The 21,461-nt window shown below is 71.7% G+C and carries 24 protein-coding genes; 11 read left to right on the forward strand and 13 right to left on the reverse strand.

Features of this window, described 5'->3' with window-relative positions; all coding sequences use genetic code 11:
• Positions 1-60: 60 nt before the first annotated feature.
• From ACPZVR_RS02545 to ACPZVR_RS02565, 5 genes are read right to left on the reverse strand one after another with little or no spacing between them, the layout of a single operon-like run.
• On the reverse strand, positions 61-330 hold the full coding sequence (locus tag ACPZVR_RS02545) for a EutN/CcmL family microcompartment protein (RefSeq protein WP_436697989.1): 270 nt from the start codon (positions 328-330) through the stop codon (positions 61-63).
• Positions 330-830: a hypothetical protein gene (locus tag ACPZVR_RS02550; RefSeq protein WP_436697990.1), complete on the reverse strand. Its 501-nt coding sequence runs from the start codon at positions 828-830 to the stop codon at positions 330-332. Before ACPZVR_RS02550 ends, ACPZVR_RS02545 begins: the two co-directional genes overlap by 1 nt.
• Positions 827-1,429, reverse strand: coding sequence for a BMC domain-containing protein (locus tag ACPZVR_RS02555; protein ID WP_436697991.1), 603 nt, complete (start codon positions 1,427-1,429; stop codon positions 827-829). Before ACPZVR_RS02555 ends, ACPZVR_RS02550 begins: the two co-directional genes overlap by 4 nt.
• Positions 1,430-1,431: 2 nt before the next feature.
• A complete protein-coding gene (locus ACPZVR_RS02560; protein ID WP_436697992.1) occupies positions 1,432-3,030 on the reverse strand; it encodes an aldehyde dehydrogenase family protein in 1,599 nt (532 codons plus the stop codon).
• The gene (locus ACPZVR_RS02565; protein ID WP_436697993.1) at positions 3,030-4,316 is read right to left on the reverse strand and encodes a class-III pyridoxal-phosphate-dependent aminotransferase; all 1,287 of its coding nucleotides are present in this window, start codon (positions 4,314-4,316) and stop codon (positions 3,030-3,032) included. Before ACPZVR_RS02565 ends, ACPZVR_RS02560 begins: the two co-directional genes overlap by 1 nt.
• Before the next feature lie 222 nt (positions 4,317-4,538).
• Here ACPZVR_RS02565 and ACPZVR_RS02570 point away from each other — a divergent pair, with 222 nt between their 5' ends.
• Both ACPZVR_RS02570 and ACPZVR_RS02575 read left to right on the forward strand, forming a co-directional pair.
• Complete coding sequence (locus ACPZVR_RS02570; RefSeq protein WP_436697994.1) at positions 4,539-6,107, forward strand: APC family permease; 1,569 nt, start codon at positions 4,539-4,541, stop codon at positions 6,105-6,107.
• A gap of 114 nt (positions 6,108-6,221) precedes the next feature.
• Positions 6,222-7,235 (forward strand): response regulator transcription factor, encoded by a 1,014-nt coding sequence (locus ACPZVR_RS02575; RefSeq protein WP_436697995.1) that lies wholly within the window; start codon positions 6,222-6,224, stop codon positions 7,233-7,235.
• 3 nt (positions 7,236-7,238) lie between these two features.
• Here ACPZVR_RS02575 and ACPZVR_RS02580 read toward each other — a convergent pair whose 3' ends face one another.
• The 4 genes from ACPZVR_RS02580 to ACPZVR_RS02595 form a co-directional block, all read right to left on the reverse strand.
• Positions 7,239-8,018, reverse strand: a complete 780-nt coding sequence (locus tag ACPZVR_RS02580) for an SDR family NAD(P)-dependent oxidoreductase (protein ID WP_436697996.1) — start codon at positions 8,016-8,018, stop codon at positions 7,239-7,241.
• A gap of 37 nt (positions 8,019-8,055) precedes the next feature.
• Positions 8,056-9,381 carry an ArgE/DapE family deacylase gene (locus ACPZVR_RS02585; protein WP_436697997.1) on the reverse strand — a complete coding sequence of 442 codons (1,326 nt, stop codon included), beginning with the start codon at positions 9,379-9,381 and terminating at the stop codon, positions 8,056-8,058.
• 117 nt (positions 9,382-9,498) lie between these two features.
• Positions 9,499-11,022, reverse strand: a complete 1,524-nt coding sequence (locus ACPZVR_RS02590; RefSeq protein WP_436697998.1) for a sodium:solute symporter family protein — start codon at positions 11,020-11,022, stop codon at positions 9,499-9,501.
• Positions 11,022-11,264 (reverse strand): hypothetical protein, encoded by a 243-nt coding sequence (locus ACPZVR_RS02595; RefSeq protein ID WP_436697999.1) that lies wholly within the window; start codon positions 11,262-11,264, stop codon positions 11,022-11,024. Before ACPZVR_RS02595 ends, ACPZVR_RS02590 begins: the two co-directional genes overlap by 1 nt.
• 282 nt (positions 11,265-11,546) lie before the next feature.
• Here ACPZVR_RS02595 and ACPZVR_RS02600 point away from each other — a divergent pair, with 282 nt between their 5' ends.
• Positions 11,547-11,975 (forward strand): TlpA family protein disulfide reductase, encoded by a 429-nt coding sequence (locus ACPZVR_RS02600; protein ID WP_436698000.1) that lies wholly within the window; start codon positions 11,547-11,549, stop codon positions 11,973-11,975.
• On the forward strand, positions 11,975-12,436 hold the full coding sequence (locus tag ACPZVR_RS02605; protein WP_436698001.1) for a DUF4395 domain-containing protein: 462 nt from the start codon (positions 11,975-11,977) through the stop codon (positions 12,434-12,436). The genes ACPZVR_RS02600 and ACPZVR_RS02605 overlap by 1 nt, the downstream gene beginning before the upstream one ends.
• A 70-nt stretch (positions 12,437-12,506) precedes the next feature.
• On the opposite strand, the gene dtd is transcribed toward ACPZVR_RS02605, so the two are convergent.
• Together dtd and ACPZVR_RS02615 are read right to left on the reverse strand one after the other, a co-directional pair.
• On the reverse strand, positions 12,507-12,935 hold the full coding sequence (dtd, locus tag ACPZVR_RS02610) for a D-aminoacyl-tRNA deacylase (RefSeq protein WP_436698002.1): 429 nt from the start codon (positions 12,933-12,935) through the stop codon (positions 12,507-12,509).
• A gap of 1 nt (position 12,936) precedes the next feature.
• Positions 12,937-13,299 carry a DsrE family protein gene (locus tag ACPZVR_RS02615; protein WP_436698003.1) on the reverse strand — a complete coding sequence of 121 codons (363 nt, stop codon included), beginning with the start codon at positions 13,297-13,299 and terminating at the stop codon, positions 12,937-12,939.
• 46 nt (positions 13,300-13,345) lie between these two features.
• Between ACPZVR_RS02615 and ACPZVR_RS02620 the strand changes: the two genes are divergently transcribed.
• Genes ACPZVR_RS02620 through ygfZ form a run of 4 tightly spaced genes read left to right on the forward strand, consistent with a single transcriptional unit; the run spans position 13,346 to position 15,738 of the window.
• Positions 13,346-13,840: a heme-binding beta-barrel domain-containing protein gene (locus ACPZVR_RS02620; protein ID WP_436698004.1), complete on the forward strand. Its 495-nt coding sequence runs from the start codon at positions 13,346-13,348 to the stop codon at positions 13,838-13,840.
• On the forward strand, positions 13,833-14,282 hold the full coding sequence (locus ACPZVR_RS02625) for a Fur family transcriptional regulator (protein ID WP_436698005.1): 450 nt from the start codon (positions 13,833-13,835) through the stop codon (positions 14,280-14,282). The genes ACPZVR_RS02620 and ACPZVR_RS02625 overlap by 8 nt, the downstream gene beginning before the upstream one ends.
• On the forward strand, positions 14,279-14,746 hold the full coding sequence (locus tag ACPZVR_RS02630) for an adenylyltransferase/cytidyltransferase family protein (RefSeq protein WP_436698006.1): 468 nt from the start codon (positions 14,279-14,281) through the stop codon (positions 14,744-14,746). The genes ACPZVR_RS02625 and ACPZVR_RS02630 overlap by 4 nt, the downstream gene beginning before the upstream one ends.
• Positions 14,743-15,738 (forward strand): CAF17-like 4Fe-4S cluster assembly/insertion protein YgfZ, encoded by a 996-nt coding sequence (gene ygfZ / locus ACPZVR_RS02635; RefSeq protein ID WP_436698007.1) that lies wholly within the window; start codon positions 14,743-14,745, stop codon positions 15,736-15,738. The genes ACPZVR_RS02630 and ygfZ overlap by 4 nt, the downstream gene beginning before the upstream one ends.
• Before the next feature lie 85 nt (positions 15,739-15,823).
• On the opposite strand, the gene ACPZVR_RS02640 is transcribed toward ygfZ, so the two are convergent.
• Together ACPZVR_RS02640 and cysD are read right to left on the reverse strand one after the other, a co-directional pair.
• Positions 15,824-17,083, reverse strand: coding sequence for a sulfate adenylyltransferase subunit 1 (locus ACPZVR_RS02640; RefSeq protein ID WP_436698008.1), 1,260 nt, complete (start codon positions 17,081-17,083; stop codon positions 15,824-15,826).
• Positions 17,083-17,997, reverse strand: a complete 915-nt coding sequence (gene cysD, locus ACPZVR_RS02645) for a sulfate adenylyltransferase subunit CysD (RefSeq protein ID WP_436698009.1) — start codon at positions 17,995-17,997, stop codon at positions 17,083-17,085. The genes ACPZVR_RS02640 and cysD overlap by 1 nt, the downstream gene beginning before the upstream one ends.
• Positions 17,998-18,197: 200 nt before the next feature.
• Here cysD and ACPZVR_RS02650 point away from each other — a divergent pair, with 200 nt between their 5' ends.
• The 3 genes from ACPZVR_RS02650 to ACPZVR_RS02660 all read left to right on the forward strand — a co-directional run bounded on the left by ACPZVR_RS02650 (position 18,198) and on the right by ACPZVR_RS02660 (position 21,351).
• A complete protein-coding gene (locus tag ACPZVR_RS02650; RefSeq protein WP_436698010.1) occupies positions 18,198-19,283 on the forward strand; it encodes a glycosyltransferase in 1,086 nt (361 codons plus the stop codon).
• 19 nt (positions 19,284-19,302) lie between these two features.
• Positions 19,303-20,076: a DUF4143 domain-containing protein gene (locus tag ACPZVR_RS02655; protein WP_436698011.1), complete on the forward strand. Its 774-nt coding sequence runs from the start codon at positions 19,303-19,305 to the stop codon at positions 20,074-20,076.
• Between the two features lie 108 nt (positions 20,077-20,184).
• Entirely contained in the window at positions 20,185-21,351 is a 1,167-nt protein-coding gene (locus ACPZVR_RS02660; protein WP_436698012.1) for a nucleotide sugar dehydrogenase, read from the forward strand.
• The last annotated feature ends 110 nt before the right edge of the window (positions 21,352-21,461 follow it).

The following is a 21,461-nucleotide window of genomic DNA, read 5'->3' on the forward strand; positions in this document are numbered from 1 at the left end:
GCTGGTGGGTGGTTGACGGGTGGTTGACGGGGCCGGTGGCGCCCGACATCTGGGTGGGGGCTAGGACGGTTCCTGGCCCGGCGGGGTGTCGACCGAGCCGATGATCAGCGCGTCGACGGGCGGGGGAGTGCCGGGGAACCAGGCGGCCGCGACGGAGCCCTGGGCGACCAGGACCTGCTCGCCGATCCCGCTGCCCAGGACGTCGAAGGCGACGAGCCTGCTCCCGCCGCCCCGGCCGTCGGGGACCTCGACCTCCAGGAAGGCGCCGTTGGGCAGGCCGTCGATCCTCTTGGTGGACCAGACGTTCCCGGTCACGACTGCTCTCAGCATCAGCGCTCCTTCTCGATGGGGACCCCCAGCGCGCGAGCCCTCTCGCGCGCCAGGGGAGTCAGCACGGCCCGGCGGCCGAGGACGAGGCGGCGCCCCGCCTCGGCGGCCGCCTTGACCTGGCGCTCGGTGACGGCGCCGGTGTCGATCCGCTGCGTCGGCCGGGCCTCCGGTACGACGCCCGCGGCGGCGCCCTCCAGGCGGAACCGCAGCCGGCCGGCGCGCAGGTCCTGCCGGTTCTTGGGGTTCTCGAACAGCGCCAGCAGCTGCCGGGCGAACCGGTCGAGGTCGGCGTCGTCGCCGATCCGCACCGCCTCGACCCGCTCGCGCGGCTGCGGGGGCGTCACGTGCTCGGCGCCCGCCACGCCAGCGGCCGGAGGGACCGGCGCCGCGGCGACCGGGGGCGCGGGCGCCGCGGCCGCCGGCGCCGGTCCGGCGAGGTCGGCGACGACCTCGCGGACGACGTCGGCGATCAGCGCCCGCAGGTCGGGGGAGGTGGTCACGTGAGCCCTCGCAGGGCGTCCTCGGCCGCCTCCGCCGCCTGGCGCACGTCGGCCTCCTTGCCGGACAGGTAGACCCGGCCGGTGGCACCGATCATCCGGTAGTCGACGACCTTGATGTCGGCGGCCTTCTCGGCCTCGTTGGTCGCCACGATCGCGTACGACGCGGGCTGCACCTCGAGCACGTACATCGACTCGCCCGGCAGGACCATCGAGCCGATCTTGTTGCGGTTGATGAGGAAGGCGTGCTGGTGGTCGACCGAGCTGATGATCTTGCTGGCCAGGATCTGCGGCCGCACCGCGCTGGAGGCGTCGGCGCCGAGGGCGTCGAGGACGCCCTCGGCGGCGGCCTTGACGGAGCCGGTCTCGCCGTGGAACTCCAGGTAGCCGAACTGCCGCTCGACCACGAGGACGCCGGCGGCGACCTCCGCGTGCTTGAGCGCGACGTCGGTGATCGGCTCGATGTCGATGCCGGGTGCGACCTCGATGATCTGGGCCGCCATGTGGGCACGGGGGAGCGTGCCCTTGATCCAGGTGCCGAGGTAGCACATGGTCTGCGGCTGGAGCCGGTCGATGAAGATGAAGGAGCGCAGTTCAGCCATGGTCAGCCCTTGATGAGGTGGGAGAGCTCTTCGACGACGAGGCGTCGTACCTGCTCACGGAAGGCGGCGTCGTCGGCGCCTGCCGCGCCGGAGCCGGCGCGGGCGCCGATCCGGTCGACGAGCGCGTCGACGTGCGCGGGCACGTGCGGCCGGGGCGCGTGCTCGTCGTTCGACGGCCGGGGGTACGCCGGGACGGGGGTGCGGTGGTCGGTCGACGGGTCCAGCCCGGCGTAGGCCGGCATCGCCTCGGCGGGGTCGCTGTTGTAGGCGATCCGGGTCCAGTCCACGAGGTGCTTCGGCTGGAGGTTCTCGCCGAGCGCGCTGCGGCCGACGAAGCCGGTGCCGATCGTCATGGTCGGGGCCAGGTGGGTGTCGAGTCCCGAGCTGCCGGTGCTGTTGCCGACGTTGACCGACACGCGCAGCACCGGCACCTCGGCGGCGTACCTCATGACGGTGCCGGGATCGGCGGAGTGGATCGCCGCGCTGTGCCCGGCCCCGGCGATCCGGACGACCGCCCGGGCGGTGGCGATGCCCGCCGTCGCGTCGGGGACCCGGATCATGCCGAGCACCGGCGAGAGCTTCTCGTGGGTGAGCGGCTCCTCCGGCACGGCCACCTCGAACGGCGCGACGAGCACCTTCGTGCGCGGCCCGACCCGGATCCCGGCCTGCTGGGCGATCCATGCCGCGTCCTTGCCGACGACGTCGACGTTGAGCCGGCCGTAGGGGAACATGTAATCGCGCAGCCGCTGGCTGTCGTCGGCGCCCAGCAGCGCCGCGCCGGCCCGCTCCAGCTCGCGCGCGAGCCGGTCGGCGACCGCCTCCTCGACGATGAGCACGGACTCGTTGGTGCACAGCACCGAGTTGTCGAAGGCCTTGCTCTCCACCAGGCGCTGGGCGGCGGCCCGGACGTCGGCGGTCGCGTCGACGAGCACCGGGACGTTGCCGGGGCCGACGCCGATGGCGGGGTTGCCCGAGCCGTAGGCGGCCCGGACCACGCCGGTCCCGCCGGTGGCGAGGATGACGTTGGTGCGGGCGTCGCCCATGAGGGCCTCGACCAGCGGGATGGTCGGCTCGGCGATGCTCTGCACGATGCCGTCGGGCGCACCCGCCTCGACCGCCGCCCGGGCGAGCAGCTGCGCCGCGTCGTGGCAGCAGTCCTTGGCCATCGGGTGGGGACTGACGACCACCGCGTTGCGGGTCATCAGGGACAGGAGGACCTTGAAGAAGACGGTGGCGACCGGGTTGGTCGACGGGGTCAGGGCGAGGACCACGCCGGCCGGGCGCGGCACCTCGACGATCTTGTCGTCGAGCCGGATCCGCGGCGTCACGAAGTCGTCGCCGGCGTAGGCGTCGAGGATGCCGCGGGAGCAGGCCCGGTTCTTGCGGACCTTGTGCTCGACGACGCCGAAGCCCGTCTCGCGCACGGCCCACTCGGCGTACTTCTCGGCGTGGGCGTGGGCGGCGTCGGCGACGGCGCGGACGATCCGGTCCACGTCGCTCGCGGAGTACGACGCGAAGGCGCGTGCCGCCCAGCGGGCGCGCTCGAGCATGTGGCCGGCCGCGCCGGGGGCGGTGACGGTCTGCTGGGGCTGGTCGGACATCAGCTGGCCCTCCGGCGCGACAGAGCGGGATCGGCGGCCGCGCGGCCGATGGCGAGCGCGGTGCGGTCGAGGAGCTCCTCGACCAGGTCGGGCGTCATCAAGATCCCGGGCTTGTACTGCAGGACCCGGGGGTCGAGGGTGGAGAAGATCGCCCAGACGCCGAGCTCGTAGAGCTGGCGCATGACGTACTTCGCGCCTTCGGGATGGGCGAACTCCAGGCCGAGCACGACACCGTTCTGGCGGATCCCGACGAACCAGTCGGGGTACTGCGCCTGGACCTGCCGCAGGCCGGCACCGACGCGGTCGGCGATGTAGTGGACCATCGAGCGGACCTCGGGGCGCCGCGTGACCTCGAGCGTCTTCAGCGCCGCCACGCAGCCGAGCTCGGCGCCGCCGAAGGTCGAGATGTGACCGAAGCCGTCCTCGCGCAGCCAGGCGCCGGCCCGTTCGCTGAGCAGCACCGCGGCGATCGGGTAGATGCCGCCGGACAGGCCCTTGCCGCTGACCAGGATGTCGGGCTCGATGCCGTGCTTGGTGATGCCCCACAGCTCGCCCGTGCGCATCAGGCCGGTCTGCACCTCGTCGGCGATGTAGAGCGCGTCGTACTTCTCGCACAGCGCCTTGACCGCCTCGAGGTAGCCGGGCTGGGGGAGGGGGAAGCCGTAGGTCGCCGGGATCGTCTCCATGATCACCGCCGCCACGTCGCGACCGCGGAGCGCCTGCTCCATCGCGTCGAGGTCGTTGAACGGCACCTGGGGGAACTCCTCGGGCCGGTCGGCGAGGAAGAGCTTGGCGAAGCGGTCGTCGCCGGTGGCCACGGCCAGGCCGGTGTGCCCGTGGTAGGCCTTCACGATCGAGACGATCTTGCGCTTCTGCATGGCGTGCCGTGCGCTCTTGAGGGCGATGTCGATCGCCTCGCCGCCGCCGGAGGCGTACGCGACCTTCGTCAGGCCGGCGGGCGCCGACTCCACGAGCGCCTCGGCGAGGGCGGTGCGGCCGAGCGAGGGGAAGTGGTGGTTGCCCACGTCGAAGCGGTCCATCGCCTGCTTCACCGCGGCGACGACCTCGGGATTGCGGTGGCCGAGGTTGTAGGTGCCTCCGTTGAGGTGGACGTCGATGAGGCGGCGGCCGTCCATGTCCCAGAGCAGGTAGCCCTCGCGCCGGTCGATCACCAGGTCGACCCCGCTGTCCGACCAGAACTTCGTCTTGTCGGGGTTCCAGTAGTGCGCCGACTTCTCGAGCATCTCTGCCTTCGAGTCGAAGCTGAACGCGTCGTCGTCGTGCATCGCCATCCCTACGTGTCGGTGGCCGCCCCGTGCGGGCACCGGAAGCCTTGTGGTCAGGATCCTGTTTGGTCAGACCGAAAAAGTCAATGGTCGAAATCGAAGAAAATTGTCTGACCCAAAACCTTGATTTGGTCTGTTCGGCAGTGCCAGCATGCCGGGGCCTGGTGTGAGCCAGGACACAACCCGGACGTGCCCCGCGCGGGCACGGGAGAGAGAGTCCGCATGTCTGCAGAGGAGACGCGCGCCGTACCCGAGACCGACGCGAAGGTCCAACGCCTCAAGCCGAACGCCGTCGGCCTGGTGGGCGTCATGTTCATGGCGGTCGCGACCGCCGCGCCGATCACCGCGATGGTCGGCAACGTGCCGATCGCGATCGGCTTCGGCAGCGGGGCGAACGCCCCCGCCGGCTATCTCGTCGCCACGATCGTGCTCGGCCTGTTCGCGCTGGGCTACTCCGCGATGGCCAAGCACATCACGTCGACCGGAGCCTTCTACGGCTTCATCTCCCACGGCCTGGGCCGCGTGGTCGGGATGGGCGCCGGGGCCCTGACCACCCTCGCGTACGTCGTGTTCGAGGCCGCCCTGGTCGGCATCTTCTCGTTCTTCGCGGCGAGCTTCTTCGCCACGCACACCGGCCTGGACATCTCCTGGATCTGGTACGCCCTGCTGATGCTGGGCGTGAACACGGCGCTGACCTACTTCGACATCAACCTGACCGCGGTGGTCCTCGGCGTCTTCCTCGTCGCCGAGATCGTCATGCTCGGCGCGATGACGGTCTCCATCCTCGCCAGCGGCGGAGGACCCGACGGCTGGTCGCTGGGCTCGCTCAACCCGCTCAACGCCTTCCAGGGCCTCGACGGCAGCGTCACCCATCCCGACACCGGCGCCACGCTGGTTGTGGCCGGCTCCGCCGGGATCGGCCTCTTCTTCGCGTTCTGGTCGTGGGTCGGCTTCGAGTCGACCGCGATGTACGGCGAGGAGTCGCGCAACCCGAAGCGGATCATCCCCCTCGCGACGATGCTCTCCGTGTTGGGCATCGGCATCTTCTACGTCATCGTGTCGTGGTCGGCCATCGTCGGCACCGGCCCGGACAACGCCGTCGCGCTCGCCCAGGACAGCGGCACCGCCGGCCAGATCTTCTTCGGCCCGGTCGAGCAGCACCTCGGCCACTGGGCCGTGGTGCTCTTCGAGTTCCTGCTGATGAGCGGCTCGTACGCCTGCGGCATGGCCTTCCACAACTGCGCTTCGCGCTACATCTACGCGATCGGGCGCGAGGACCTGGTGCCCGGCTTCGGCAGGACCCTCGGCGCCTCGCACCCGGTGCACGGCTCGCCGTACGTCGCGGGCTTCGTGCAGACCGCCGTCGCCACCGCGATCGTGCTGCTGTTCTTCGTCACCGACCGCGATCCCTACGGCCAGCTCTACGCCCTCATGGCGATCATGGGGACGACCGCGATCATGATCGTCCAGGCCCTCGCCGCGTTCGCGTGCATCGCCTACTTCCACGTCCAGGGCAGGCATCCGGAGACCGCGCACTGGTTCCGGACGCTGGCGGCGCCGCTCGTCGGCGGCATCGGGATGGTCTACGTCATCTGGCTGCTGGTCGAGAACGCCGGCTTCGCGGCCGGCGCGGCGGCCAGCGACATCGTGTTCAAGCTGTCCCCGTGGGTGGTCGGCGCGGTCGGGCTGGCCGGCATCGGGTTCGCCCTGTGGGCCAAGCGCTTCGCCCCGGAGCGCTTCGACACGATCGGCCGGATCGTCCTCGAGGACACCCAGGAGCGCGCCGACTGACCCCCGTCGTACCGGACAGAACTGTCGTGGCATCACCGATTTCGCAGCGGTTCTGTCCGGTACGACGAGGGCGCCGGGCGCGTAGGCTGGGTCGATCGTCAGCAGGGAGAACCGATGAGCAGCCGTCCTTCGCCGCTCGACCTGGTGGCCGACGTGGCTGCCATCTGCGTCGAGCCCACCCCCGCCACCGTCCGGGCCACGGCCGTCCTGCACCGCATCGGCGAGGCGATACCGCTCGAGGCGGCGGCGCTCTCGACCTTCGACCCGGTGGAGGAGCGCCATCTCACGATCGCCGAGATCGGGTACTCCGACCCGGTGCTGACCTACCTCAACGACGGCTTCGTCAACGGCGACCCGGCGTTCCTCACCATGCGCTTCCGCAACCCGCGGCCGCTGCGCTGGTGCGACATCCCCAACTACCGTGACATGTTCAGCGCGCACGAGGTGTTCATCCCCGGCGGCTTCGCCGAGGGATCGACCACCTGCCTGTTCACCCGCGACGGGCGCTACACCGGGGCGCTGCACCTGAGCTCCGACTCGCCGCTGCCGATCAGTGACTCCGCCGTCGAGACGCTGATCGCGCTGCAGCGGGTGATCGCGCCGCTGATGGACGCCATGCGGCCGCCGGAGGGCCACAGCTGGACCGACCTGCTCGAGGACGCCGCCGAGGCGGCCCTGATCACCCACGACCGCCGCCTGGTGGCGCTGCCCGGGCTGCGCCGCGACCGCTGGCTGGCCGACGACTCACCGTTGACCGCCGAGCTGCTGGCGCGCCCCGAGGGTCCGCCCGCGCGGTTCGCCTGGGTCTCGCCGTCCGGACGGTGCCACGAGGTCCGCACCACGCGCCTGGCGACCGGCGTCCTGGTCACGCTGCGGGAGGCGGCGGCGCCGTACCGGCTCTCGCCGCGGGAGGTCCAGGTGCTCACCCTGGTCGCGGCCGGGTTGGGCAACCCCGCGATCGGGCTGTCGCTCTCGCTCAGCCCGCGCACGGTCGCGACCCATGTCGAGCACATCCTCGCGAAGCTCGGCTGCGCCACCCGGGTGGCCGCGGCGAGCAAGGCTGTGGCCGAGGGGATCGTGCCGCTCACGGTCTCCACCCCGTCCACCCCCCTGCTCGCGCGCACCTGAGCCTCAGGCGTCCAGCTCGACCGGCGTGCCGATCGTCCAGCCGCCGTCGACCAGCAGGTTGTCGCCGACCACGTGGTCGGCGAGCGGGCTGGCCAGGAAGAGCACCGCGTTGGCGACGTCCTGCGGGCTCGCCCACCGGCCGCGCGGCGTCTGCCCGGCGAGGGCGTCGTGGGTGGCCTGGTCGTAGAGCGCCGTCATGTGGGTCGTCACGAAGCCCGGTGCGACCGCGTTGACGTTGATCCCCTTGCCTGCGTAGTCCAGGGCCACCTGGCGGGTGAAGTTCACGATCGCACCCTTGGTGGCGCAGTACGCCGCGAAGCCCGGATTGCCGCGGAAGCCGCTGATCGAGCTGATGTTGACGATCTTGCCGGGCTTCTCGCGGGCGAGCAGGCCGCGCACCATCTCACGGGTGCAGTGGAAGGTGCCGTCGACGTTGACGAGGAACTGGGTCCGCCAGGTCTCGTCGTCGGTCTCGTGCACGCTGCCCTCGCGCAGCACCCCCGCGTTGTTGACCAGGATGTCCAGTCCGCCGAGGCGCTCGTCGAGATCGGCGAACACGGACGCCACATGGGCGCTGGCCGTGACGTCGAGCTTCACGAACTCGGCCGAGCCGCCCGCGGCCGCGATCACCGCGGCGGTGGTCTCGCCGCCCTCGCGGGCCTGCTCGGTCAGGTCGGCGACGACGACATGCGCGCCCACCCGGGCGAGCGTGGTGGAGATGGCCCGGCCGATCCCGGAGGAGCCTCCGGTGACGACGGCCCTCTTGCCGGTGAGGTCGATCATGGTCGGTCCCTTCTTCAGTGGTCGGTGGTCGGGCGGGTCACTCGGCGCCGCACCAGTCGAGTGCCAGCGCCGCATAGGTGCGGGTGGCCAGGCGGACCTCGTCGATGAGGCAGTACTCGTCGTCGGCGTGCGCGACCCGCAGGTCGCCCGGGCCGTAGCTGATCGCCGGGATGCCCGCCGCGGTGAGGAACGAGCAGTCCTCGACGGCGCAGAAGCCGGCGACGGGAGGCGGACCCTGGTACGCCGTCTGCCCCGACACCCGCTCGTGCGCGGCGGCCACGGCGCCGGTGATCGCGCTCGCCGCCTCGCCGGGGTCGTTGGCGGGCCAGTTGAGCTTCCACTCGACCACCGGCGGGTGCTCGCGCAGCCAGCCGTCGGTCTGCGCGATGGCGCGGATCTGCGCCTCGACCTCGGCCTTGACGTGCTCCGGAACGTCCTGCGGCGGGTACCAGATGCAGTACTCGATGGTCATGTACTCCGACAGGATGAACGGCACCAGTACGCCGTGCGGCCCGCCTTGGACGACGCCCGGGTGGATCGTGAAGTGGCCCGGTGCGAAGAGCGGGTGCGTCTTCGTGAAGGCCCACTCCTCCTCGAGGCGCTGCATGGCCTGGAAGACGAGCATCCCCTTGTCGATCGCGTTGACCCCGACCGCGCTGCCCCCACCGCCGGCGCGGATGGTCTGCCCGCGCATGGACGAGTGCGTCGCCTTGCCCTGCACGGTCACCGAGAACCACAGCAGCCCGGGCGTCACCGGGATGACGCCGAGGTTCGTCGGGCCGCTCGGCTCGGCGACGACGGCGGCGTCGGCCCGGTAGCCGTGCTCGATCGTCGAGGTGACGCCGCACTCGTGGTCCATCACCTCCTCGCCGACGACGGCCTCGACGATCAGGTCGCCCCGGAGCGCGACCCCCGCCCGCTGCAGCGCCTTCACCGCGAACGCCTGGGCGACCAGGCCGGCCTTCATGTCGCTGGCGCCGCGGCCCCAGACCCGGTCGCCGTCGACCCTGCCGGAGAACGGGTCGCCGGAGGTCCACCGGTCCGGGTTGCCCGGTGGGACGACGTCCACGTGGCCGTTGAGGATGAGCGACCGGCCGCCGCCCGTGCCCCTGAGGGTGCCGACCGCGTTGTCCCGGCCCTTCTCGACCGCCCAGTACTCCACGTCGGCGCCGGCGTCCTCGTAGATCTCGCCGACGAGGCGGGACACCCGGCCCTCCAGGCCGACCACGTCGTCGTACACCTGGCCGGGGTACTTCGGGTTGACGCTGGGGATCGAGATGACCTCGGAGAGGGTGGCGACGAGGTCGTCCTCGAGGGCGTCCACCGCCGCCAGCACGCGGTCGTGGGTCTCCTGCGATGTCATGGGAACAGCTCCTTGGGGATCGGTCGGGGGGGTCGGTCGGACGTCGGTCGGGTCAGTGGGTCGGATCAGTGGGTCGGATCAGTGGGTCGGATCAGTGGGTCGGATCAGTGGGTCGGATCAGTGGGTCGGGGCGAGCGACGGCTCGGGGCGCGACCGGCCGGCCTCGAAGAGCTCGTCGACGCGGCGGCGCTCCTGCTCCGGCTGGGGCAGCGCGTAGGCCAGGACGACGTACACGACGAGGTTGATCGCGAGCGCGACGACGCCGCCGGTGAGGCTGCCGAGGCCGGGCATGTCGTCGGGGTACTGCCAGGTGAGGACCGCGGCGACGAGGAAGCCGGTGCACATCGAGACCAGGGCCGCCGTCTTGGTCCCGCGGCGCCAGAACATCCCGAGGAACATGGGGACGGCGAGCTGGACGATGCCCTGGTAGGACATCTGCGCCAGCAGCTGGAGCCGTGGGTAGTCGAAGGCGATATAGGCGACCACGGCCGAGGCCAGCATGTAGACGACCATCGAGCCCTTGGCGACGACCTTCAGCTGGAAGTCGGTGCGCGGTGAGATGACGTGCACGATGTCGTTGGCGATCTGCGCGCCGCAGACCTGCACGCAGCCGTCGATCCAGCCCATGCTCGCGGCGAGCACGATCACCAGCGCCATGCCGAGCAGCCACTGGCCGCCGCGGTCGTAGAGCAGGGTGAACCAGCCGTCCTGCGGAGCGCCGGCGATGTCGGTCATCGAGGCGGCGGCGAGCGCGACCAGGGTGAGCATCAGGTAGAAGCCGCCCGCGACGAGCATCGTCTGCAGCGTCCCCTTCTTGACGCTGCGGACGCCCTTGGCCGTGTAGATCCGCTGGTAGCTCGTCGGCCAGCACAGCGAGCCGATCACGCCGGTGACGATGAGGGAGAAGAGGTACCAGGGACCGTAGGAGCCGCCGTCGCCCGGCACGACGAGCAGCGCGTCCGGCACGTCCTTCAGCGCCGTGAAGCCGCCGGAGTCGGCGGGTCCGAAGAGGATGCCGAGGCAGACCAGGGCGGCCAGCACGTAGGCCACGATGCCCTGCACCAGGTCGGTGATGACCAGGCCGCGCATGCCCATCTGCACCGTCCAGATCTGGCGCACCGCGATCACCACGACGCCGACGACCAGGCAGGTGGTCACCGACCACTGCCCGAAGCTGGCGAAGCGGAAGATCAGGCCCATGGCCTGCATGCCCAGCACGATCCACGGGAACAGGCACACGACGCCGATCGCGCTGGCGATCACCCGCACGGCCTGGGAGTCGAAGCGCAGGCCGAGCATGTCCGGCTGGGTCTTGAGGTCGTACCGCTTGCCCCACAGCCAGGCCCGCTCGGCCATCAGGTACATCGCGGTCACGCCGAGCAGCGAGTAGGCCAGGGCGTAGAACCCGAGCACGCCGGCGCTGACGCTGAGCCCGAAGAAGGCGGTGTACGTCGCGCCGGGCCACCACGAGTTGGTGTAGGACATCGCGATGTACCAGCTGGTGAACGAGCGGCCCCCGACGGCGTAGTCGGAGAACGACTTGGCGTTGCGGTTCGTCGCGTAGAGCACGAACACGATGAGCGCGAAGAACGCCGTCAGCATCCCGAGGGTGACGGCCATGGAGCCGGTCATGGAGGTCATCAGGCCGCCACCTCCTCGGGCTCCTCGCCCACCTCGCCGCGGATGTTCTCGAAGATCCACAGCAGCCAGACGGCGCCGGTGGCGAGCAGGGCGTCGAAGATCCAGTAGGCGACGCTGAACGGCACGCCGAGGATCGGGCTGTCGATGCCGCTTCCCGCCAGGTAGAGCGGCGGGAAGACGGCGAGCAGGATGCTGGCGCCGAACAGCAGCCAGAAGATCGTCATCTTGGTCCGTGACGACATCGCTCGGATGGCGCTTCTCATGGGTCCTCCAGGGTTCGGTCTGACCGAGATGGCCCGAAACTATGTGCGCCCGGTCACGTCCGGTATCGGGTCATCTGCCCGAGCTGGCGGCCGGTCGGCCGGTCGGCATCGGTCACCTGACGGATGCCCACGCCGGGGAAACCCGGCCGCGCCCCCGGACGCCCTGGTCGGACCGATGCGGCCTCAGCAGGGCGGCCCGGCGGGACCCGTGGCGGGACGCTTCGGTGGAATAGGGCGGGACCCCACCTCGTTGGAGGAAGCGTGACCGGACTCGTGCTGCTCCTGCTCGCCGTCGCCCTGGCGGCGGGCTTCGGCCTGTACCGGCGCCGGACCGACGGCAGCTTCGCCGCGGCGGCTCCCGCCGCCCCGAGCCCGTGGACCGCCGTCGCCGGTGCGCTGCCGGACGCGGCGCTGGGGGAGCGGGCCACGCTGGTTCAGTTCTCGAGCGCCTTCTGCGCCCCCTGCCGCACGACGCGCGTCGTCCTCGCCGACGTCGCGGGACGTACCGACGGCGTCGCCCACGTCGAGATCGACGCCGAGCAGCATCTCGACCTGGTCCGCGCGCTCGACGTCCGGCGTACGCCGACGACCCTGATCCTCGACCACGCCGGTCACGAGGTCACCCGCGCGGCCGGCGCCCCCCGCCGCGAGCAGGTGCTCGCCGCCCTCCCCGCGCTCCAGGAGTCCTGATGGCCGGCACCTCCGGCACGCCGGCCGGGATCGACCCGCGCGGTCCCCGCTTCACCGCCGCGATCACCCTCGTCGTGTTCGCGGTCGCGCTGCTGCTCTCCGACGCGGCCCCGGGCGCCGCCGCCGTGATCACCGCGGTGCAGGCGCTGCTCTTCGCGATCGGCGCCGGTCTCGGCGTCCAGCGGACGCCGACGGGGGTGCTCTTCCGCCGCCTGGTCCGCCCCCGCCTCGCGCCGCCCGCCGAGCTCGAGGACCCTGCCCCGCCCCGCTTCGCCCAGGCGGTCGGACTGGTCTTCGCCGTCGTCGCCACCCTCGGCTTCGCCACCGACGCGGTCCTGCTGGGCCAGGTCGCCGCGGCCCTCGCCTTCGTGGCCGCCTTCCTCAACGCCGTCTTCGCGTTCTGCCTCGGCTGCGAGCTGTACCTGCTCGGGCTGCGCCTCTCCCGTCGCGCCGCGGCCTGACCTGATCGTCGTACCGGGCATTCCGGTTGAGATTCAGGCGATCTCGCGACCGTCCTGTCCGGTACGGCGCTCAGGGGGAGTCGAGGAGGACGGTGAACGGCCCGTCGTTGACCGAGCTGACCGCCATGTCCGCGCCGAACACCCCGCGCTCGACCGGCGTCCCGGCGGCGACCAGCGCGGCGCACACCGCGTCGTACAGCGGCTCGCTCACCGCGCCGGGGGCGGCCGCGACCCAGGTGGGTCGACGTCCCTTGCGCGCGTCGCCGTACAGCGTGAACTGGGAGACCACCAGCACGGGCGCGCCGGTCTCGCCGACCGACCGCTCGTCGGCCAGGATCCGCAGGTCGCGGATCTTGCGGGCCATCCAGGCGACCTCGGCGTCGCCGTCGTCATGGGTGACGCCGAGGTAGACCAGCAGTCCGGGCCCGTCGATCGCGCCGACGACCTCGCCGTCGACGACGACCGATGCCGAGGACACCCGCTGCAGGACCGCCCGCACGTCAGTAGACCAGTGCCTGGACGCCCTCGCCGAGTGCCTCCTCGACGAACACCGGCGCACCCGCGATCCGTACGCCGGGCAGCAGGTCGCCCTCGGTCAGCGAGCGTCGCGCCGCGCACTGCGCGCACACCGTGACCCGACCGGTGGCGAGGACGGTGTCGAGCAGGTCGGGCAGCGGCGTGGCCAGCGGGAGCTCGAGCTCGGCGGCCCGGCCCGGGACGGCCAGCCACGAGGCCTCGCCGGTGAGCCACAGCGAGACCGCCACCCCGGAGACGGCCGCGGCCCCGGCCACGGTGAAGCCCTGGTTGCACCGCTCGGGCTCGTCCGCGCCGCAGGTGACCTTGAGGACCAGAGAGCGGGACATGCGCCGAGCCTACGCAGCGGCCGGTCCGCGACTAGACTCGGCCCTCGTGGCCTTCGAACTCCCCGACAACCTGCACCCCAACTGCGGCCCCATCGCGTGGCTGCTCGGCACCTGGCGGGGCAACGGCCACGGCGACTACCCGACGATCGAGCGGTTCCAGTTCGGTCAGGAGCTGATCTTCACCCACGACGGCCGGCCGTTCTTCCACTACATGGCGCGTGCCTGGATCGTCGACGAGCAGGGCGAGAAGGTCCGCGACGCCGCGATCGAGACCGGCTTCATCCGCGGGGTCGGCGAGGGCACGTTCGAGATCCTGCTGACCCACAACACGGGGATCGCGGAGATCTGGCACGGCGAGGCCGACAACGGCAAGTTCGAGTGGACGACGGACGCCGTCGCGCGCACCGAGACCGCCAAGGAGTACTCCGCCGGCAAGCGCCTCTACGGCAATGTCGAGGGCGACCTCCTCTACGCCTTCGACATGGCCGCGATGGGGCAGGCGCTGCAACCGCATCTGTGGGCGAGGTTGAAGCGTGCCTGACGACCACGACGACCACGCCGACCACGGCCACGACTGGCGCGCGGCCCTGCGCGAGAAGGGCTACCGGCTGACGCCCCAGCGCGAGCTGATCCTGGCGGCGGTCGACGCGCTGGGCCACGCCACTCCCGACGAGGTGCTGGCCCACGTCCAACAGACGGTGAGCACGGTGAACCCCTCCACCGTCTACCGCACGCTGGAGGTGCTCGAGGAGCTGGGTCTGATCCGCCATGCCCACCTCAGCGACCGCGCGCCGACGTACCACTCGACGCGGGGGCATGTTCACTTCCACCTGGTGTGCCGGGGGTGCGGCGACATCGTCTCGGTCGACGCCGAGGAGGCGGCGCCGTTCGTCGCGATCCTCGCCGACCGGGGGTTCACCCCCGACCTCGGTCACCTCACCGTGTTCGGTCGCTGCGCGCGGTGCGAGGGGGCGAGCCGATGACGACCGTGTTGACCTACGGCACCTTCGACCTGTTCCACATCGGCCATCTGCGGCTCATCGAGCGCCTCACCGCGCTGGGCGACCGGGTGATCGTGGGCGTCTCGACCGACGAGTTCAACGCGGGCAAGGGCAAGCGGTCGGTCGTCTCCTACGACGACCGCGCGGCGATCGTGTCCGCGATCAAGGGCGTCGACCTGGTCCTGCCCGAGCGCTCCTGGGAGCAGAAGCGCGCCGACATCGTCGAGCACGGCGTCGACCTGTTCGTGATGGGCGACGACTGGGCCGGGAAGTTCGACGACCTCTCCGACGTTTGCGAGGTGAGGTACCTGCCCCGCACCTCGGGTGTGTCGAGCACCGAGATCAAGGAGATGCTCCGCACGCTCGACCCGGCACACATCGAGGAGATGCAGACAGCCCTCGGCACCCTGACCCGCCTCCTCGAGCACTACCGGGACCTGACATGACCACCGACCTGCGCACCAGCCCCCTCCTCGACCTCCCCGGCGCCGTCGCCGGCGAGGGCATCGACGCCGGCGTCGCCGCCCACTACGGCAGCCTGTACGGCGAGCAGCGCGCGCTGGTCGCCGGCGAGGGCTTCGTCGACCTCTCGCACCGCGACGTCATCCGGGTCAGCGGCCCGGACCGGCTCAGCTGGCTGCACTCGATGACCACCCAGTACCTCGAGGGACTGGAGCCGGGGCGCTGGACCTCCGCGCTCCTGCTCGACGCGCAGGGCCGGGTCGAGCACGCCTTCTCCGGCGTCGACGACGGCGAGTCGTTCACGGCGCACACCGAGCCGGGGGCCGCCACGGCGCTCCTCGACTTCCTCGACCGGATGCGGTTCATGCTCCGCGTCGAGGTCGCCGACGTGACCGCCGACCTCGCGGTGGCCTGGCGCCCGGCGGCGGGGGGCGGCAAGTACGACCTGGTCCCGCGCGAGCAGCTGACGTCGTACGCCGCGGCGGCGGGGCCGGCGGCCGGGCTGTGGGCCTACGAGGCGCTGCGGATCGCCCGGGGCGAGCCACGGCTCGGTCTCGACACCGACGAGCGGACGATCCCCAACGAGGTCGGCTGGCTCGACCTCGGCCCCGACGCCGGCGCCGACGCGGCGTGGCCGCCCGCCGTCCACCTCGACAAGGGCTGCTACCGCGGCCAGGAGACGGTGGCGCGGGTGCACAACCTGGGCCGCCCGCCGCGGCGCCTGACCCTGCTCCACCTCGACGGCTCCGAGAACCGGCTGCCCGCCCGTGGGGCCGAGGTGCTGCCCGAGGGCGGCGGCCGGGCCGTCGGCGTCGTCGGCTCGTCGGCGCGTCACCACGAGCTGGGTCCGATCGCCCTGGCGCTGCTCAAGCGCAACACCGACGTGACCGCGCCGCTGGTGGTCGACGGCCTGCCGGCCGCGCAGGAGGTCCTCGTCGACCCAGAGATCGGCCTGCACTTCCGCCCCCAGCGCTGACCCGGCCCGCCCAACGCATCGACCCGTCGCGTTCAAACGCGACGGGTCGATGCGATCTCGGTGTTCAGATGCGCCGGGTCGCGCCTCAGCCGTTGATCATGCCGGCGCCGACGGTCACGCCGGTCGCCTCGTCGATGAGCACGAACGAGCCGGTGGTGCGGTTCTTGGAGTACGGGTCGCACAGCAGCGGCACCGTGGTGCGCAGGGTGACCCGGCCGATCTCGTTGACGCCGAGCTCGTTGGTCGACTGGTCACGGTGCAGGGTGTTGACGTCGAGGCGGTACTGGATGTCCTTGACCAGCGCGCGGCCCGTGCGGGTGGTGTGCTTGATCGCCAGCTTCTGCCGCGGCTGCAGCGGGGTGGTGGTCATCCAGCAGACCATCGCGTCGATGTCCTGGCTGGGCGTCGGGGCGTTCTTGACCCGGGCGATCATGTCGCCGCGGGAGACGTCGACGTCGTCCTCGAGGTGGACCGTCACGCTCATCGGCGGGAACGCCTCGGTGATCTCCTGGTCGAAGAGGTCGATCTTGGCGATCTTCGACGTCATCCCCGAGGGGAGGACGACGACCTCGTCGCCCGGCTTGAGGACGCCACCGGCCACCTGCCCGGCGTACCCGCGGTAGTCGTGGAACTCGTCCGACTTCGGGCGGATGACGTACTGGACCGGGAAGCGGGCGTCGATCAGGTCGCGGTCGGAGGCGACATGCACGTGCTCGAGGTGGTGCATGAGCGTGGGACCGGAGTACCACGGCATGTTCTCGGAGCGGGTCACGACGTTGTCGCCCTGCAGCGCCGAGATCGGGATGACCTCGAGGTCGGGGACGTTGAGCTTGGTCGCGAACTGCGTGAACTCGGCGTAGATCTTCTCGTAGACGGCCTGGTCGAAGCCGACCAGGTCCATCTTGTTCACGGCCAGCACGAGGTGCGGGACGCGGAGCAGGGAGAGGATCACCGCGTGCCGGCGGGACTGCTCGGTGAGCCCCTGGCGGGCGTCGACGAGCACCAGGCCGAGGTCGGCGGTGGAGGCGCCGGTGACCATGTTGCGGGTGTACTGCACGTGCCCGGGGGTGTCGGCGATGATGAACTTGCGGTTCGGCGTCGCGAAGTAGCGGTAGGCCACGTCGATGGTGATGCCCTGCTCGCGCTCGGAGCGCAGGCCGTCGGTCAGCAGCGCGAGGTCGGTGTAGTCGTAGCCCTTCGCCTCGCTGGTGGCCTCGACCGCCTCGAGCTGGTCCTCGAAGATCGACTTCGAGTCGAGCAGCAGGCGCCCGATGAGCGTGGACTTGCCGTCGTCGACCGAGCCGGCGGTGGCGAACCGCAGGAGGTCCATGTTGGTCGCGGACATCAGAAGTAGCCCTCCTTCTTGCGGTCCTCCATGGCGGCCTCGGAGAACCGGTCGTCACCGCGGGTCGCGCCACGCTCGGTGACCCGGGCGACGGCGACCTCCTCGATGATCTCGGGGATCGTGCTGGCGGTGGACTCCACGCAGCCAGTCAGGGTCAGGTCGCCGACGGTACGGAAGCGGACGGTGCGCTCCTCGGCGACCTCGCCGTCGCGCAGCGGGTTGTGCTCGCTCTCGGTGAGCAGCATGCCGTCGCGCTGGAACACGCGGCGCTGGTGCGAGAAGTAGATGCTGGGGATCTCGATGCCCTCGCGGCCGATGTAGTCCCAGATGTCGAGCTCGGTCCAGTTCGAGATCGGGAAGATCCGCATGTGCTCGCCCTCGTGCAGGCGGCCGTTGTAGAGGCTCCACAGCTCGGGGCGCTGGTTCTTGGGGTCCCACTGGCCGAACTCGTCGCGGTGGGAGTAGACGCGCTCCTTGGCGCGGGCCTTCTCCTCGTCGCGCCGGCCCCCGCCGAAGGCGGCGGTGAAGCCGTTCTCCTCGATGGCGTTGAGCAGGGTGCCGATCTGGAGGCGGTTGCGGGAGGTCTTGCCGTCGTCGACGACGATGCCGTCCTTGATGGCCTGCTCGACGCTGGCGACGATCAGCTTCACGCCGAGGCGGTCGACCCAGTTGTCGCGGGTGGCGAGGACCTCGGGGAAGTCGTAGCCGGTGTCGACCTGCAGCACGGGGAACGGGATCTTCGCCGGGTAGAACGCCTTCTCGGCGAGGCGCATCATCACGATGGAGTCCTTGCCACCGGAGAACATCAGGACCGGCTTCTCGAACTCGGCCGCGACCTCGCGGAAGATGTGGATCGACTCCGCCTCCAGCTGGTCCAGCTGGCTGAGGCGGTAGTCGCTGTGCGTCTGGGTCATGCCTGGGCGACCTGTCCTTTCGGGGGCTCTGCTGCCTTGCGGGCCCGCTCATCGTGCCATGCGACGCCGGGCGCGGCGGCATCCGAGACGGTCGCTCAGACAAATCGACGAGTTTCGTCCCGGCGACCCGCGCCGCGTCCGGCGAAAGCACCTCCGAGCGGGGTCGGCGCTCACTACGATCCGCGCGTGGGGATCCGCGCGTGAGGCTGGTCATCGACGTGCTCGGCGCGCCCGCGGACTCCGGTGGGATGCGCCTGTACGCCGAGCAGCTGCTGCGGGCCTGGCCCGACGTCGCGCCCGAGGACCGGCTCGTCGTCATCGGCGCCCCCTGGGTCGCGGAGGTCCTCCCGGCCCGGCCGTCGGTGACCGTGCACGTCGTGCCCGAGGGCTTCGCGGCCCGGGCGTTCGGCCAGTGGGTCCGCGCCGGCGTGGTCGCGCGCCGGTGGCGCGCGGACGCGCTGCTGTCGGTGAGTCCCCTCGTCAGCCCGCTGGCCGGTCGCCGGCCGCAGGTGTGCATCGCGCACGACTGGCGCCACGTCCGGCACCCCGCGGAGTTCCCCCGGCACCAGCGGCTCTACCGCCGGCTCTGGGCGTGGTCGGCCACGCACGCGACCCGCTCGATCCAGATCTCCTCCAAGACCGACGCCGAGACCGCCCGGATCGCCCCGCGGGCCCGCCGGGTGACGGTGGAGAACGGCCAGGACCACCCGCGTACCTGGCCCGTGGTGCCCCCCGACGCCGCGGCGGAGCCGTTCGTGGTGACCTACGGTCACCACGCCAACAAGCGCCCCGACCTCGTCATCCGCGCGCTGCGGGTCGCCCACGACCGACTCGGCTCGCGACCGCGGCTGGTCGTCCTGGGCGCCGGCGGCGTCCTGCGCGAGGAGCTGCGCCGGATCGCCCGGGCGCAGGGGGTCGCCGACGCGATCGACTTCCCCGGGTACGTCGCGACGCCGGTCTACCAGGAGCTCGTCCAGCGCGCCCGGCTGGTCGTGCTCGCATCCTCGGACGAGGGCTTCGGGCTCCCGGTCGCCGAGGCGCGCTACTTCGGGATCCCGGTCCTGTGCACCGACGACAGCGGCCTGGACGCGATCCACGGCGACCGCGTGCTGACCGCGGCCGCGACGCCCGGCGGCCTCGGCGCGGCCATGGCGGCGCTGCTCGCCGGGCCCGAGCGCCGACGCCCTCCGGCGACCGTCTCCGCGTGGGCCGACACCGTGCGCGGGATCCGGGTGGTGCTCGCGGAGGCGGCCGCGCAGCACGCGGCGGCCGGCCGGGTCCGCTGAGCGGCCTACGCTGCACCTCGTGTCCGCCGACTTCGTCGCCCGCCTCGGCTCCCGGGCCCCGGCACCCGACGAGGTGCGGTCGGCCTGGGAGCTCGGCGACTACCTGGCCCGGCTCGACCGGCCCGGCGCCGCCGACGAGCTGAGCGCGATCGTCCGCCGGGCCCGCCGCCGGCGCCGCCTCGACCCGGACCGGCTGCACGCGGTCCTCGCCGCCCTCGCGGACCCACCGGCCGCCGAGCTCAACAAGGCCCGCATCGCGGCGGCGGCGGGCCTGCCGGTCACCACGCTGTCGCCGTACGTCGACGTGCTGGTCCACCTCGACGTCGTGCGCCTCCTGCCCGGCTGCCGGGCGGCGGTCGCCAAGCGCGCGATCGGCCGGCCCGCGGCCGTCTTCGCCGATCCCGGGCTCGCCCGGCATCTGACCGGCGCCTCCAGCGCGGCCCTGGAGGACCTCGGCGGACGCCGCCTGCTCACCGACCTGCTCCGCGGCGCCGTCGCGGCGGAGCTCCTGCGGCAGCGGGAGACCGCTCGGGTGGAGCACCGGGTGAGCCACCTGCGCGAGCGCAACGGCCTGGAGGTCGACCTGGTCATCGAGCTGCCCGACGACACCCTGTTCGGCATCGAGGTGCGGACCGCCGCGAGCCTGCGGCCCCACCAGTTCGCCTCGCTGCACGCCCTCGCCCGGCGTGCCGGTGGCCGGTTCCGCGGCGGGGTCGTGCTCAACACCGCCACCCGCGGCCACCGGTACGGCGCCCGACTGTGGAGCCTGCCCATCGCCACGGTCTGGGACTGACCGCCCGGTGCCGCCCGGGCCGCCGGTCCGGGACTGGCCGTCTGTCCGTCACCACCTCGTCACCCGGGCTCCCGGCGCCGTTCAGGACGCGGCCGCAGCCTCGATCACATGAAGATCACCGTGGTGGGCGCCGGCTACGTCGGCCTGTCCAACGGCGTGCTGCTCGCGCAGCACAACGACGTGTGGATCCTCGACGTGGACCAGGGCCGGGTCGACGCCGTCAACGCCCGGCGCTCGCCGATCGTCGACCCCGAGCTCGAGGAGCACCTGCGCCGTCCCGAGCTCACGGTGCGGGCGACCCGCGACGCCAAGGCGGCCTACGCGGACGCGGCGTACGTCGTGGTCGCGACCCCCACGAACTACGACCCGGAGACCGACCGCTTCGACACCTCCACCGTCGAGCGGGTCACCCGGGCGGCGCTCGCCGCGAACCCCGCGGTGACCGTCGTCATCAAGTCGACCGTGCCGGTCGGCTACACCAACACCCTGCGCGCGGCCCATCCCGGCGCGGCGATCCTCTTCAGTCCGGAGTTCCTGCGCGAGGGCCGGGCGCTGCACGACAATCTGTACCCCTCGCGCATCGTGGTCGGCTCCGACACCGAGGCCGGGCGGCTGTTCGCGAAGCTGCTGCTCCAGGGCGCGGCCCGCGACGACGTGCCGGTGCTGTTCACCGGCTCGACCGAGGCGGAGGCGATCAAGCTGTTCGCCAACACCTACCTGGCCCTGCGGGTGGCCTACTTCAACGAGCTCGACACCTACGCCGCCACCCACGGCCTCGAGACCCGCCAGATCATCGAGGGCGTCGGCCTCGACCCGCGCATCGGCGGCCACTACAACAACCCGTCCTTCGGGTACGGCGGCTACTGCCTGCCCAAGGACACCCGCCAGCTGCAGGCGAACTACCGCGACGTGCCGCAGAACCTGATCAGCGCGATCGTGGACGCCAACACCACGCGCAAGGACTTCATCGCCGACGACGTGCTGCGCCGCGACCCGAAGGTCGTCGGGATCTACCGCCTGACCATGAAGGCCGGCTCCGACAACTTCCGGGAGTCGGCGGTCCAGGGCGTGATGAAGCGGATCAAGGCCAAGGGCGTGAAGGTGGTGGTGTTCGAGCCCGAGCTCGAGCAGAAGCGGTTCTACAACTCCAAGGTGATCACCGACCTCGACGCGTTCAAGGCCAAGGCGGACGTGATCATCGCCAACCGGCGCTCCGACGCCCTCGACGACGTGGCGGACAAGGTGTACACGCGCGACGTGTACGGGAGGGACTGACGTCGTCCTGCCGTGTCCCTGCGGGCCGACCGGACGGCGGAGTGGCCTGAACGGACTATCCCGGTCCTACCCCGTTCAGGGGACGGATCGGGTGGGTGCGGGCGGGTACC

Source organism: Nocardioides segetis (genome assembly GCF_051390595.1).
GTDB lineage: Bacteria > Actinomycetota > Actinomycetes > Propionibacteriales > Nocardioidaceae > Nocardioides.

Excerpts from the sequence above, each read along its gene's own strand:
- ACPZVR_RS02560 (WP_436697992.1), bottom strand. The coding sequence starts at position 3,030 with ATGTCCGACCAGCCCCAGCAGACCGTCACCGCCCCCGGCGCGGCCGGC.
- ACPZVR_RS02580 (WP_436697996.1), bottom strand. The coding sequence starts at position 8,018 with ATGATCGACCTCACCGGCAAGAGGGCCGTCGTCACCGGAGGCTCCTCC.
- ACPZVR_RS02605 (WP_436698001.1), top strand. The coding sequence starts at position 11,975 with ATGGCCGGCACCTCCGGCACGCCGGCCGGGATCGACCCGCGCGGTCCC.
- ACPZVR_RS02565 (WP_436697993.1), bottom strand. The coding sequence starts at position 4,316 with ATGCACGACGACGACGCGTTCAGCTTCGACTCGAAGGCAGAGATGCTC.
- ACPZVR_RS02660 (WP_436698012.1), top strand. The coding sequence starts at position 20,185 with ATGAAGATCACCGTGGTGGGCGCCGGCTACGTCGGCCTGTCCAACGGC.
- ACPZVR_RS02570 (WP_436697994.1), top strand. The coding sequence starts at position 4,539 with ATGTCTGCAGAGGAGACGCGCGCCGTACCCGAGACCGACGCGAAGGTC.
- ACPZVR_RS02595 (WP_436697999.1), bottom strand. The coding sequence starts at position 11,264 with ATGTCGTCACGGACCAAGATGACGATCTTCTGGCTGCTGTTCGGCGCC.
- cysD (WP_436698009.1), bottom strand. The coding sequence starts at position 17,997 with ATGACCCAGACGCACAGCGACTACCGCCTCAGCCAGCTGGACCAGCTG.
- ygfZ (WP_436698007.1), top strand. The coding sequence starts at position 14,743 with ATGACCACCGACCTGCGCACCAGCCCCCTCCTCGACCTCCCCGGCGCC.
- ACPZVR_RS02590 (WP_436697998.1), bottom strand. The coding sequence starts at position 11,022 with ATGACCTCCATGACCGGCTCCATGGCCGTCACCCTCGGGATGCTGACG.
- ACPZVR_RS02615 (WP_436698003.1), bottom strand. The coding sequence starts at position 13,299 with ATGTCCCGCTCTCTGGTCCTCAAGGTCACCTGCGGCGCGGACGAGCCC.
- ACPZVR_RS02640 (WP_436698008.1), bottom strand. The coding sequence starts at position 17,083 with ATGTCCGCGACCAACATGGACCTCCTGCGGTTCGCCACCGCCGGCTCG.
- ACPZVR_RS02630 (WP_436698006.1), top strand. The coding sequence starts at position 14,279 with ATGACGACCGTGTTGACCTACGGCACCTTCGACCTGTTCCACATCGGC.
- ACPZVR_RS02575 (WP_436697995.1), top strand. The coding sequence starts at position 6,222 with ATGAGCAGCCGTCCTTCGCCGCTCGACCTGGTGGCCGACGTGGCTGCC.
- ACPZVR_RS02585 (WP_436697997.1), bottom strand. The coding sequence starts at position 9,381 with ATGACATCGCAGGAGACCCACGACCGCGTGCTGGCGGCGGTGGACGCC.
- ACPZVR_RS02545 (WP_436697989.1), bottom strand. The coding sequence starts at position 330 with ATGCTGAGAGCAGTCGTGACCGGGAACGTCTGGTCCACCAAGAGGATC.
- ACPZVR_RS02555 (WP_436697991.1), bottom strand. The coding sequence starts at position 1,429 with ATGGCTGAACTGCGCTCCTTCATCTTCATCGACCGGCTCCAGCCGCAG.